The organism is Shinella sp. (genome assembly GCF_049651085.1).
Classification (GTDB): Bacteria; Pseudomonadota; Alphaproteobacteria; order Rhizobiales; family Rhizobiaceae; genus Shinella.
Window position 1 is genome coordinate 219,941 of sequence record NZ_JBASBL010000022.1, and the last position, 12,842, is coordinate 232,782.

At 64.6% G+C, this 12,842-nt stretch carries 11 protein-coding genes; 6 read left to right on the top strand and 5 right to left on the bottom strand.

Annotated features, from left to right (window positions below; genetic code table 11):
• Positions 1-15: 15 nt before the first annotated feature.
• Positions 16-234, bottom strand: a complete 219-nt coding sequence (locus tag WA950_RS15515; RefSeq protein WP_424552612.1) for a hypothetical protein — start codon at positions 232-234, stop codon at positions 16-18.
• 187 nt (positions 235-421) lie between these two features.
• On the opposite strand from WA950_RS15515, the gene WA950_RS15520 reads away from it, so the two are divergent.
• From WA950_RS15520 to WA950_RS15535, 4 genes are all read left to right on the top strand, one after another.
• Positions 422-2,146, top strand: coding sequence for a heparinase II/III domain-containing protein (locus tag WA950_RS15520; RefSeq protein ID WP_424552613.1), 1,725 nt, complete (start codon positions 422-424; stop codon positions 2,144-2,146).
• The gene (locus WA950_RS15525) at positions 2,139-2,570 is read left to right on the top strand and encodes a hypothetical protein (RefSeq protein WP_424552614.1); all 432 of its coding nucleotides are present in this window, start codon (positions 2,139-2,141) and stop codon (positions 2,568-2,570) included. The genes WA950_RS15520 and WA950_RS15525 overlap by 8 nt, the downstream gene beginning before the upstream one ends.
• Positions 2,567-4,792: a glycosyltransferase gene (locus WA950_RS15530; RefSeq protein ID WP_424552615.1), complete on the top strand. Its 2,226-nt coding sequence runs from the start codon at positions 2,567-2,569 to the stop codon at positions 4,790-4,792. The genes WA950_RS15525 and WA950_RS15530 overlap by 4 nt, the downstream gene beginning before the upstream one ends.
• A 113-nt stretch (positions 4,793-4,905) precedes the next feature.
• Entirely contained in the window at positions 4,906-6,189 is a 1,284-nt protein-coding gene (locus tag WA950_RS15535; protein ID WP_424552616.1) for a cystathionine gamma-synthase family protein, read from the top strand.
• Positions 6,190-6,221: 32 nt separating this feature from the next.
• Here the strand turns inward: WA950_RS15535 and WA950_RS15540 are convergent, their stop codons facing one another.
• The 4 genes from WA950_RS15540 to WA950_RS15555 all read right to left on the bottom strand — a co-directional run bounded on the left by WA950_RS15540 (position 6,222) and on the right by WA950_RS15555 (position 10,424).
• On the bottom strand, positions 6,222-6,860 hold the full coding sequence (locus WA950_RS15540; RefSeq protein WP_424552617.1) for an RES family NAD+ phosphorylase: 639 nt from the start codon (positions 6,858-6,860) through the stop codon (positions 6,222-6,224).
• Positions 6,860-7,480, bottom strand: coding sequence for a DNA-binding protein (locus WA950_RS15545; RefSeq protein WP_424552618.1), 621 nt, complete (start codon positions 7,478-7,480; stop codon positions 6,860-6,862). Before WA950_RS15545 ends, WA950_RS15540 begins: the two co-directional genes overlap by 1 nt.
• A 113-nt stretch (positions 7,481-7,593) precedes the next feature.
• Positions 7,594-9,687 carry a sensor histidine kinase gene (locus WA950_RS15550; RefSeq protein ID WP_424552619.1) on the bottom strand — a complete coding sequence of 698 codons (2,094 nt, stop codon included), beginning with the start codon at positions 9,685-9,687 and terminating at the stop codon, positions 7,594-7,596.
• Entirely contained in the window at positions 9,684-10,424 is a 741-nt protein-coding gene (locus tag WA950_RS15555) for a response regulator (RefSeq protein WP_424552620.1), read from the bottom strand. Before WA950_RS15555 ends, WA950_RS15550 begins: the two co-directional genes overlap by 4 nt.
• A 247-nt stretch (positions 10,425-10,671) precedes the next feature.
• Between WA950_RS15555 and WA950_RS15560 the strand changes: the two genes are divergently transcribed.
• A complete protein-coding gene (locus WA950_RS15560) occupies positions 10,672-11,664 on the top strand; it encodes an ABC transporter substrate-binding protein (RefSeq protein WP_424552688.1) in 993 nt (330 codons plus the stop codon).
• A 123-nt stretch (positions 11,665-11,787) separates the two neighbouring features.
• Entirely contained in the window at positions 11,788-12,816 is a 1,029-nt protein-coding gene (locus WA950_RS15565; RefSeq protein WP_424552621.1) for an ABC transporter substrate-binding protein, read from the top strand.
• The last annotated feature ends 26 nt before the right edge of the window (positions 12,817-12,842 follow it).

Consider the following 12,842-nt stretch of genomic DNA (forward strand, 5'->3'; position numbering starts at 1 on the left):
CGGCTTTGCAGACCGTCAATAGTCGTTGTGGGCTTTCCATCGGGAGGCGGTGCGCTTCGGCACCACGGCCTTGGCCTTCGGAGTAACTTTGGGCTTTACGCAGTTGGCCGCTTTCGCATTGGTCTTGCAGAGTTCCGGACGCCCGGATGTTGCGGTTTGGCACCCGCTCAGAATCATCGACGTCGTGAACGCCGCAATGAGTGTCGAAATCTTCCCTGCAAGCAATTTCGTCATGACCGTATCCCGGGGTGGCGTTGCTTCGAACCGGAGCCAATAAAAGGAAGTATGCTCAATCTGAGATCACCACCTGCGCTTGTCAAGCTAATGTAGGCCGTGCTGTAATGGCTGTGGCAGATGGCTTTTTGGCGTAAACTTCGGGAGGAGCGAGGCGGGAAATGCACCTGAGCCGGTCTTTCAATCCTTGATCCTGTTCAACCCGTTCGGCGCCCAGACATTGCGACGGTGCGTTGCTGGCAATGCGCATGCCGCCGAAATCGCGGACTATCTGGTTGCGCAGGCTTGCGAGATCTGCCGGGCGGATGTGGTTTCGCATGTTCTCGACCCGGATCGCGGCACGCTGCTGGAGACGAGCCGCCTCCTCGGTGGGCGCATCTTCACGCTTGGCACGGCATGGATGGTGACCGGGCACGCTGCCTTTCGCAATCGGATCATCGACGAGGTGCAGGCGGCGGCGGACTTTCCCAACTGGAACCGGCAACACTTCATCGACACCGCCGAGATGATGACCGCCGTCGCCATCGGCTACGACTGGTCGAAGGACGTGATGACCGCGCGACAGAGGGGGGCGGTCGTCGACGGCATTGTTCGCCTCGGGCTCCATCCCGGCCTCGGCTCGTTGAAAGGCGGCTCCGGCTGGACCACAGCGGGCACCAACTGGACGCTCGTATGCAGCGGCGGCCTGGTCGTCGCCGCCGCGTTGTTGCGGAGCGAACGGACGCCCTTGTGCGAGGAAGTCCTCGATCTCGCCTTGCCGATCCTGCAATCGGGCCTTGAGCATTTCGATGCGGGGGGCGGATGGCCCGAAGGGGCGACCTATGGCGAATATGGCGCGCGGTATGCCATTCTCGCGCATGAGGCCTTGGCGGCGGCTGGTCTCGTGCAGCGCCAGCCGCAGGCCATGAATGGGGTGTCGCGACACTGGCGCTTCCAGCGTGCGATGGTCGGCCCGTCCGGAATGGTGTTCAACGCCGGCGACAGTCTTGCCACGGCGCAGCGCTCGCCCGTCGCCGGGTGGTTCGCACGGCGCGATGGCGACCGGGAAGCTGCGGCGTGGCAATGGGAAATATCGGGCAAGCCGCACGCCTTCGACCTCGTTTGGTACAATTCCCCTCCCGAAGTGAAGAGCGTGAACGGCTCACCGCAGAGGCAGATCTTCGATGCCGGATACGCCGTTCTTCGGCAGGGAAGGAGCTACCTCGCAGCCCGCAGCGGGCGCAACAGCACCAATCACGCCCATCTCGATCTCGGCAGTTTCGTGCTTGAGATCGACGCCCAGCGCATCGTCTGCGATCTCGGCCGGGGCGATTACACGGCGGCGGACTACTTTGACCCGAAGGGGCGCTTTCACCATTTTCCGGCGCAGACCCGCGCGCACAATGTCGCCTTCGCACAGGAACAGTCGCTCGACGCCGAAGCCCGGGCGATCATCGACGAAACGGAGGAGGCGCGTTTCGCAATCGAGGTGTCGGACCCCGCTTCGCCCTTTCGTCACCTGCGCGCGTTTCAACTCGCTGAAGATGCGGCGATCGTCGCGGACCTCCTCATCCCCCGGCAGGCGCTACCGCCGACGGTGACATGGCAGTGCCATACGCAGTTGCCGGCGGAAGTCGCTGACGACTTCGTCCGCTTCGGCGGATCGGCCAAGGGCCTGTGCGCCCGCCTCGTGTCTCCATCAGGGCAGGCGCTAACGCTGGCACCCGTGGCCGCCGACGGGCAGCAGTCGATCCCCGCAAGCCGCCTTGCTGCCGTGTTGCCGGTGCCGCCGGAGGGCTTGCTCGTGGCCTGCCTCTTTTCCCATGACGCTGACTGGCCGGACCTTGCCGGCCTGTCCGGCTGGTTGATGCGGATTGCGCAGGATCGCTGGCCGGATGCCGCTATCGCAAAACGGGAGCATGCCGATGGTTGATCTTCTGCGATTCTTCCGTCGCCGGTCGCCCGTGGAGCAGGACGAGGAAAACCAGCTCCATATCTACCGGTCACAGGGGCGAAAGCGCATCGTGATGGTGACGCTGTTCGACGTGGCGCGCGAAGGGCACGACGAGATCGTGGCAAAGGTGGGCGCGGCCTTCGCCCGTTTCGACAGGATCGTCTATGTCACCGACATACCGGAATTCCTGCATTTCCGGGCGGCGGGTGCCGCGTTCGAATACTTTCCTTGCCTGGAGCAGCAGGTGGCGCATGGGAGCGCGCTCGACTGGCCGGGCTATCTGCGCATTCGTTGGGACCTGCTGCTCGCCAAATGGCAGCCCGAACATGTGCTCGCCTATGGTCGCAACATCGACCGCTTTCTCGCCGCTGCGCCGGTGCGGAAAGGAGAGGGCGATTCATGACGGTAAGCCGCCTCGATATCGTCTTCGTGGCTGACGCCCGTTTCGAGGGTGGTTCGTCGACTGCGCTGTCAGTCGAGATGAAGGCGGCCGCCCGAGCCGGCCATGACAGTGGCCTGCTGATGGTCAAGGGCCCCATCATCGGCCTGCCTTTGCCGGTTCATGCGGAAATTCGCGGGCATCTCGACACCGGGATCACCATGCGGCTCGATCCGCTGCAGAAGGTCGAAACCCGACTTGTGCTGCTGCATCATCCGGGCATCCTGATGAACCCGTTGCAGCCGCGGCCGCTGATCGATGCGGAACAGATTGTCGTCGTGCTGCACCATCCTGCCGTCGACCGTGCGGGCACCGTCCAGTTCGAGCTCGTGTGCGTGGTTCGCAATGCCGTCGCGGCATTCGGCCGGCCAGTGCTGTTGGCGCCGGTCAGCGCGGTCGTGCGCGAAAGCCTGCCGCAACGGCTTCCGCATGGCTGCCGGTTGATGGAGAAGGACTGGGACAATCTCATCGACCTCGATTGCTGGTTGCCGCGGCCGCCGCGACCCGTCGGCCTGCCGATCCGGATCGGCAGGCATTCCCGGCCGCATATCCAGAAATGGCCCGACCGGCTTGACGATGCGCAGGCCGCCTATCCGACCGATGGGAAACGCTACGAAAACCGGATGCTGGGGGGCGGCAGCTTCCTGCACGACCATTATGGCGAGGTGCCCGCCAACTGGACCCTGCTGCCGTTCCGGCAGGACGATGTCGCCGGCTTCCTGCGGGGCCTGGATTTTTACGTCTACCATCACAGCGATGCGTGGTCGGAAGCGTTCGGGCGGTGCATTCTCGAAGCGCTGGCGGTGGGGCTGGTCACCATTCTGCCCGCCAGTTTCGCGCCGATTTTCGGCGATGGCGCGCTTTACGGCACGCCGCAGGAGGTGAAGGCTATCATCGATCGCCATGTCGCCGATCCCCGTCTTTACGCCGACCAGAGCGAGCGGGCACGCCGCTTTGCCGAGACGCGTCATGGCCTCGGCCGCTTTGCCGAGCGGATCGCGGCGCTGCTTGCGACAGGGCCGGAGAGGGCGGGGGCGGTGTCCGCGCCGCCGCTCATGCCGCCCCTGCCGCGCCGGACCGTGCTTTTCATTTCTTCCAACGGCATCGGCATGGGCCATCTCACCCAGCAGATGGCGATTGCCGAGCGCCTGCCTTCCGACCTGACGCCCGTCTTCGCCACCATGTCCTATGCGTTGAAGGTGGCTGTCGATGCGGGCTATCAGGTGCATTTCCTACCGCATCACCGGGCGATGGAAGCCGATCCGGATGACTGGAGCACGGTTTTTGCCGAGGAGCTTTTCGAGCTTGTGCGCCATGTGAGGCCGGCCGTCATCGCCTATGACGCGACACCGGTCTACCCGGCCGTGGCCGAAGTCCTCGCGCTTTTCCCGGATATCTATTCCATCTGGGTGCGCCGCCCGATGTGGCGGGAGGTGCACCGCAAGTTCCTCGACTATCACGACACATTCGACGCCGTGATCGAGCGCGGCGAACTGGCCAACGAATTCGATCTCGGCCCGACCCGGCCATTGCAGGCGCGCAGCCTCGTCGTGCCTCCGGTTCTGCATGTCGACCCGGTTTGCCGGCACGATGCGGCGACGGCGCGCCGGCTGCTCGACCTGCCGGCGGAGGGAACGGCTGTCCTCCTCCAGCTCGGCTCGGGCAGCAATTTCGACATGAGCGAAACCCGCTCGGCGGTCATCAGCGCCGTTCTCGCCCACAGGAATGCCTTTGTCGTCGAGCTCAAGTCGCCCATCCGCAACGGCGGCACGGATGTCGCTCCAGGCCACGAGCGCCATTTCGTCCGGGAAGCCTTCCCGGCCTTTCGCTACAGCCAGGCGTTCGACGCGGCGGTCTCGGCGGCCGGGTACAACAGTTTCCACGAAAACGTGCTGGGCGCATTGCCGACGCTGTTTGTTCCCAACGAGGCGCCGGAGATGGATCTTCAGGCCAATCGCGGCCTCTGGGCGCAACTCAACGGCTACGGCTGGATGATGCGGCGCGATACGGATCTGCCGGCATGTCGCGACTTCGTCGATCGCCTGCTCGATCCCTGGGAACGCTCACGGGTCAGGGCGCGCTGCGGCTCGATTGCATGGCGGAACGGAGCGGGCCTTGTCGCGGCTTTCATCGCCGATCATGCGCGCCTCGTTCGCTCGGACCGAAGGCCCGTCGAGCCCGAATAGGCGGGGCGTCGATGAGGCGTTCGCTTCGAGAGCGGCAAATAGCGGGAGCGCGCGGCGCAATTTGATGTAGCTTGTGGTCTGACGTTCGGAACATCACTCAAGGGAGATGCCTCATGACTGCGCCGCACCCGCCGAGAACCCATATCGGCAACCATGCCCTTCATCCCGAAACGCAGATGCTGAACTATGGTTATGACCCCGAGCTTTCCGAAGGCGCCGTCAAACCGCCGGTCTTCCTGACGTCGACCTTTGTCTTCAAGTCGGCGGAAGACGGCCGGGACTTCTTCGATTATGTCTCCGGGCGCAAGGAGCCGCCGGAGGGTAGGGGTGCCGGCCTTGTCTATTCGCGCTTCAACCATCCCAACAGCGAGATCGTCGAGGATCGGCTGGCGGTCTACGAGCGGACGGAAAGCTGCGCGCTGTTTTCGTCCGGCATGTCGGCGATCGCCACCACGTTGCTGGCCTTCGTGCGGCCGGGCGATGCCGTGCTGCATTCCCAGCCGCTCTATGGCGGCAGCGAAACCCTGCTTGCCAAAACCTTCCTCAATCTCGGCGTTTCGGCCGTGGGCTTTGCCGATGGCACCAGCGAGGCCTCGGTCGAGGCGGCGGCCGAGGCCGCCATGCAGAAGGGCCGCGTTTCCGTCATCCTCATCGAAACGCCGGCAAACCCCACCAACAGCCTTGTCGATGTCGCGATGATCCGCCGGGTCGCGGATGCGATCGGCGAACGGCAGGGCCATGTGCCTATCGTCGCCTGCGACAACACGCTGCTCGGGCCGGTCTTCCAGCGGCCGATCGAGTTCGGCGCGGATATCTCGCTCTACTCGCTGACGAAGTATGTCGGCGGGCATTCCGATCTCATCGCCGGGGCGGCGCTCGGCCGCAAGGCGGTCATGAAGCAGGTGAAGGCGCTGAGGGGCGCCATCGGAACGCAGCTCGATCCGCATTCGTGCTGGATGCTCGGCAGGTCGCTGGAAACGCTGCAAATCCGCATGGAGCGGGCAAACAGCAATGCGGCGGCGGTGGCGGAATTCCTCAGGGATCATCCCAAGGTCGAGCAGATCCACTACCTGCCGTTCAACGACCCGGCATCACCGGCCGGGCGCACCTTCGCCGCCCAGTGCAGCGGCGCCGGCTCGACCTTCTCCTTCGACATCAAGGGCGGACAGCCGGCCTCGTTCAAGTTCCTCAACGCCCTGAAGATCTTCAAGCTTGCCGTCAGCCTCGGCGGAACGGAATCGCTGGCATCACACCCTGCGACGATGACCCATTCGGGAATTCCCGTTGAGGTCCGCCAGCGCATCGGCGTGCTGGAATCGACGGTTCGCCTGTCGATCGGCATCGAGCATCCCGATGATCTGATCGCCGATTTGACGCTGGCGCTCGACGAGGCCTAGGCGGAAAAGCCGCCTTGCGGCGATAGCGCCCGCTACATGCCGGGCGCTATCGACTTTCCATAGGTGTCGAGCAGGGCCGCGACGTCTTTCAGTATGGCCGTCAGCAGGCGTGTTGCCTGCACGGTGAACGAAAGGTCCGGGCGTTCGAACAGGGCGATGCAGATCTCGGCGGGATCGTGTCGCGATTGATAGGCAAGGCCGTCGGGTTTGTCGGGGTGGTCCCAAAGCGCATCAGCCCAAAGACCGCATGGTTCATAGGGGCCCGTCGAAATCGCATTGTCCGTGCCGAGCGCCTGCAATCCGGGGCCGTGCATTCGCACGATGCGAAGATCGCGTTGCACGCCGAGCCCGGTTGCCGCCCGGCCGGTAATGTCCGGGGCGGCCACCATCAGGCGCTGCGGATTGCGCAGGATCGTCTCCGCCAGTGCCCCGCTGAGGGTCATGCCCAGATAGAGAACCCCGAAACGGCCGCTCGCGCTATCGAACCGGTTGATTGGCGAGACCCCTTTTCCGGGCCCGAAGAAGATCGGGGACAAGGTCGAGCGGTGGACGCGGTGCAGGATCTGCCCTGCGGGCAGGATCTCGATCGACAGGGGTTTCGTATCGAGCCAGAACGGAGGCGGCAGCGCGACGCCGGATGGCCCGCGCTGCTCGGCATGACCTGCCGGCATCAGGCAAAGCCATCCGTTTCATTGGCGCGAATGAGCCGCAGCACCGCTTCCGGCTCGCCTGCACGCAGCACGTCCAGCGGCGAGCGCCCGCCGAGCACCGTGTCGGGGGCCAGCAGGAAGTCCAGCGTTGCCCAAGGGCCAGCGGGTGCAAAGCCACGCACGACATCGGCGATCCCGGCAAGCACTTCGCCCTCGCCGAACTGGCAGGCCGGGTAGCGCCAGTCGCTTCCCTCGCGCACCGCCAGCATGGCGCCGGAGCGTCGTCTCTTGTCGACCGCCTGCCGGGTGATGCTCAGTGCCTGGCCCGCTTCCTCGGCGGACAGGACGCCACCTGCAATTTTGAGCAACTGCTGGCGATGTTCCACATTTCGGGCAAGCGCCGGGACCAGCGGATCGAGATCGGTCACGGCCGGTCCGAGGATGTCCGAGCGGCTGAGAAGCTGGGCGAGCGATCCTGCGTCGGTCGGGGCGGAAAGCGCGTCGATCAGGGTCTTCGTCGGCATGTTTGCAGCAATGCGCTCCAGCGCCGACATGGCGCGCCGCAGGAAGGCTGCCTGAACCGAATTCGGATCGGCATGGATGTCGAGCGTCGTGCTCGGGATTGCCTGTTGACGGGCCATGGCGGCCTCCGTTTGTTGTCTTGGTATCAATATGGTGGCGGGAAATACAAAGTCAACCATGCTTGTGGTCCGCCAAAAGAACGGCGCGCCGTCGCGTCGTGTGGTTCGCGACGTCAGACCGGAAAACAAAGCTCGATCGTCGTTCCCTTTCCGGGCGTGGAAACGATGCGCGCGTCGCCACCGGTTTGACGCATGAACCCGTAAACGATAGCGAGACCCAGGCCCGCTCCACCTTCATCATTGCGCGTCGTGAAATAGGGTTCGAATGCCTTGTCGACGGCCTCCGGCGACATGCCGATGCCGTCGTCCGTCACGGTGATGCTGACGCCGGCTTCGCTGCGGGCGCAACGGATGAGGATCGTTCCGCCCGTCGCCATGGCCGCCGAGGCGTTGAGGCAGAGATTGAGGATCGATTGCTCGAACAGCGCCGCGTCGAGCTGGATCGTCGGCAGGTCGCTGGCGATCTCGAAGGCGAGCCGGCATTTCTCGCCGATGGCGATTTCCAGAACGTCCGCCATGCCGCGCAGCAAGGTGCCGATCTCCACCGCGCCCGGATGGATCGGCTGCTGGCTGCCGATGGAAAGCATGCTGCCGGCGAGCGCCCGTCCGCGGTCGGCCGCTTTGCGGATGCGCGCGAGGTGGCGTTTCTGCCGGTCGTTGAAGCCGGGCTCGCGCTCGAGCAGGCCAAGGCTTCCGGTGATGATGCCGATCATGTTGCCGACTTCGTGGCTCACCTGGTGGGTCATGCGCATGATGCCGTCGAGGCGTTGTGCCTTCGCCGCCTCCGCTTCCTGCCGGTCCATGTCGGTGACGTCGCGCGCAAGCAGCACGATGCCGCCGTCCGGCTGGCGCGAGAGCGACACTTCGGTGACGCGCCCGGCATCGGAGCGATGCCGCAGCACGAAGCGGTCATCCAGCGTGCCGACGTCGTTTCCACTAGGTAGAAGGGAAGGGTCGATCTCGGGAATGGGGCTGGCGAAATCCCGCAGCGGCAGTTTTCGCGCTGGACTCAGCCAGCCGACGAGTTCGATGACGCGCCGGTTCATCGTGATGGGTTTGCCGCGCGGATCGAACAGCGCGATGCCCTCGTTCATGTTGCGGAAGGTGGAGCGGATGGTTCGCGCCGCGGCCTCGGCGGTCTGGCGCAACCGCGAGACGCGCTCGACGCTTTCACGGAAGGCGCGGAAGGCTTCGAGCAACCGGACAAGCTCCGTCTCGGTGCCCTTGTAGCTTGGTGCATCGACGTCCCTTCGCCCCTGCGCAAGCGCGTTCATGCCGTTCGAGAGCGCGACGATGCCCCGCGAGACACGGATGACTGAGCGGATGGAGAAGATTGCCATGACCAGTACGAGGAGCGCGGTGACCGCGACGATCACGAGCAGGCGGCTCAGCTCCGCGGAGGTCGAAACAAGGTCCTCGTTGAGACCGCGCGCGACCGCCTCGCTCTGTGTCTCCGTCGCATGCGAGAGTTCGCGCGAGACGCTATGCAGCCGCGAAACGGCGGCGCGGATGGCGAACATTTCGAGCAGGTACTGCGTCTGTGCTTCAAAGACCCGCTCATAGGGGGCAAGCTCGAGGGCCGGGACCCGCACATCCGGGGGCGCGCGCTCAACGCGCGGCATCACTTCGGAGACGTAACGGCGGCGCAGTTCGCCAAGCTGGAAGAGACTGTCGGAACTGGAGGCCGACTGCACGATGGCGTTCAGTTTCCGGCGGAAATCGCCATCCGCCATGCCGCTTCCCGTGGCGATCTCGCCGAGCGCGGCGGCGGCCTCTGCCTTGTGCTGCTGGGCGGAATCCGCATCGCCGGCAAGCGCCATCGTCTGCGTGCGGATCGTTTCGAGCAGCTCGACGATGCGGGCGTTGGCAAAACCGGTGACGGCCGTCTCCCCGTTTGCCGGCTCCATGGCGCGCAGCAGCGCATCGACCTGCGAGACGACCGCCCGGCTCTCGCTCGATACGCGATAGGGCGAGGTCGCGTTCATCAGGAACGGGGCGCTGGACACCAGGTCCGAGACCTGCCGGGAGACCAGCGAGGCCTTGGCGAGACTGGAGAAGGCCTGCAGGCTATAGGTCGCCATCTCCTGCCGCGCCTGCTGCAGGCCATAGACGGCGACCGTCGCCAGGCTGAAGACGAGGACGCAGATGAAGGTGATTGCAACGGGCAGGCGGAAGGCGATCGAGGAGAGAAGGGAGCGGCTGATCACGGCGTGGTCTCGCCATCGTCCGTATCGAGCACATAGCCCTTGCCGCGCCGCGTCTTGATGTGGCGCGGCAGGTCCGGATTGCGCTCGATCTTGCGGCGAAGCCTCAGCACGAGCACGTCGACATTGCGGTCGATGTAGCGGTCGCTTTCCGCGCCGAGCCTGTCGAGGATATGGGCGCGGCTGACCGGCGTGCTCGGCGTTTCGGCAAGGATTTCGAGAAGGGCGAACTCGGCGCTGGTCAGCGACTTGGTCGGATCGGTCAGGCAGATGGCGCGACGGCTCTTGAGGTCGATCGACCAGTCGCTGAGCCTGAGGGCGGCCGGTTCGTGATCGCGCTCGCTTTCCCGCTCCGGCTTCAGCGAGGGGATCGTCCGGCGCAGCACCGCCTTGATGCGCGCCGTCAGCTCGATCGGCTCGAAGGGTTTGACGACATAGTCGTCGGCGGCCGTTTCCAGGCCAAGCACCCGGTCGGCGGCGCTGCCGGCCGCCGTCACCATGATGATTCCGATATCGGCCTGGGCGCGAAGCCGCTGCGCGAAGGTGCGGCCGGAGGCGCCGGGCAGGTTATGGTCGACGAGGACGAGATGCACCGTCTCGCGCGCCAGAACGCCCATCGCCGCTTCGGCCGACGGCGCGGTCAGGGGCGTCCATCCTTCCGCTTCCACCAGATCGGAGATGAGCTCCGCCATGTCCGGATCGTCCTCGACGATCAGAATCCGAATCCGTTCGTTCAGCATGCCATTCCTCCCACGCCATCATAGGCAGGGCAGTTACAATCTTCAAAGCGGGCACGCATTATGTGTCTTGTCACAATTGTAACCTTTGTCATCTTTGTGATGCGCAAGGCGCCCGGACCTGTAAGAACGGTAACCATTCTTCGGTTGCCGCATCCGGCAGATGTGCCATCCTGATTGCGGAGATTGGGGCGCGAGCGTTCCAAATGGGAGGAACATTGTGAGAAGCATCAGCGCTTTGGGTGCAGGCGTGGCCGTATGGCTATGCAGCGCCACGGCAGGCCTGACGGCGCCGTCGCTCACCGTGTTGTGCGGTGTCGACGAGATGTGGTGCGCCGCGATGAAGACGGCGTTCGAGGCAAAGTCGGGCCTTGAAATCTCCATGACCCGCAAGAGCACCGGCGATATCCTCAACCAGATTCGGGCGGAAAAGGACGGGCCGACCATCGATGTCTGGTGGGGCGGCACGGGCGATACCCATATGCAGGCCGGGTCCGAGAACCTGCTGCATCCCTATCAGCCAGCGCACGAGCGCGACATGCTGCCCTGGGCGCAGAACTTCTTCGCCATGTCCGGCGGCCGTTCGGCGGGCATCTATGCCGGCGCATTGGGCTTTGCCTACAATTCGGACCTGCTGCGCGAGATGAAACTCCCCGCGCCGACTTGCTGGAAGGACCTCACGGACATCGCCTATCGCGGCAGCATCCGCAGCGGCAATCCCAATTCGTCGGGCACGGCCTTCACGACACTTGCCACGCTGGTGCAGCTCTTCGGCGAGGACGAGGCCTTCCGCTTCATGGCGGCGCTGAACCGCAACATCGATCAGTACACGACAGCCGGCTCGGCGCCGGTGAAGGCGGCCGCGCGCGGCGAGGTGCTGATCGGCATTTCCTTCATGCACGATGCAGTCACGCAGAAGCAGGCCGGCTATCCGCTCGTCATCGTCGCGCCGTGCGAGGGCACCGGCTACGAGATCGGTGCGGTCAGCATCGTCAAGGGCGCGCGCCATCTCGAGGCGGCCAAGGACTTCGTCGACTTCGCGCTGAGCCCGGAAGGGCAGGGCACCGGCGCAGCGTCGGGCCAGAACCAGGTGCCGTCGAACGCGATGGCGATCCTGCCGCTCGCCGCACCCGATATCTCGATGATCAAAATGGTGGATTACGATTTCGCCACCTTCGGCTCACCGGAAGAACGAAGTCGATTGCTCGAAAGGTTCGATGCGGACATCGCCGCGACGAACTGATCGGGAGACGTAACGCGAACCGCAATCAGAATTCATGAACGAGCCGCCCCGCGGGCAGCCCGATGGCCCGACCGTGTCCCGTTCACAGGACGATCCAAAACCAGGCAACAGGAGGATGCCCCGATGAAAACCAAGACCCTTTCCCTCATGCTCTTCGCCGGAACGGCGCTGGCAGCCCTGCCGGCACAGGCCGCCGGCGACCTCAACCTCATCTGCTCGGCGGACGTCGTCATCTGCGAGCAGATGAAGGGCGACTTCGAAAAGGCGCACAGCGACATCAAGGTCAACATGGTGCGCCTGTCGTCCGGCGAGACCTATGCGAAGGTCCGCGCGGAAGCCCGCAACCCGAAGACGGACATCTGGTGGGCCGGCACGGGTGATCCCCATCTGCAGGCAGCCTCGGAAGACCTGACGCTCGAATACAAGTCGCCGATGCTCGGCGATCTGCAGGACTGGGCGAAGAAGCAGGCGGAAAGTTCCGGCTTCCGCACGGTCGGCGTCTATGCCGGCGCGCTCGGCTGGGGCTACAACACGGAAATCTTCAAGTCGAAGGGCTACAAGGAGCCTGTCTGCTGGGCCGACCTGCTGGCGCCTGAGCTGAAGGGCGAAATCCAGATCGCCAACCCGAACTCCTCCGGCACGGCCTACACGGCGCTTGCCTCTCTCGTGCAGATCATGGGCGAGGACCCGGCCTTCGACTACCTGAAGAAGCTCAACGACAACATCTCGCAATACACCAAGTCCGGCTCCGCGCCGGTCAAGGCGGCGGCTCGCGGCGAGACGGCGCTCGGCATCGTCTTCGTGCACGATGCGGTGTCGCAGATCGCGGAAGGCTTCCCCGTAAAGTCGATCACGCCCTGCGAGGGCACCGGCTACGAGATCGGCTCCATGTCGATCATCAAGGGTGCGCGCAACCTCGACAATGCAAAGATCTGGTACGACTGGGCGCTCACCGCAGAAGTGCAGTCGCGCATGAAGGATGCCAAGTCCTTCCAGCTTCCCTCCAATGCCAAGGCGGACATTCCCAAGGAAGCGCCGCGCTTCGAGGATATCAAGCTGATCGACTACGACTTCAAGACCTTTGGTGATCCGGAACGCCGCAAGGCGCTGCTGGAGCGCTGGGACCGCGAAGTCGGCGCTGTCGCCAACTGATGATGTCCTGATCGGCGGCGCCCGCC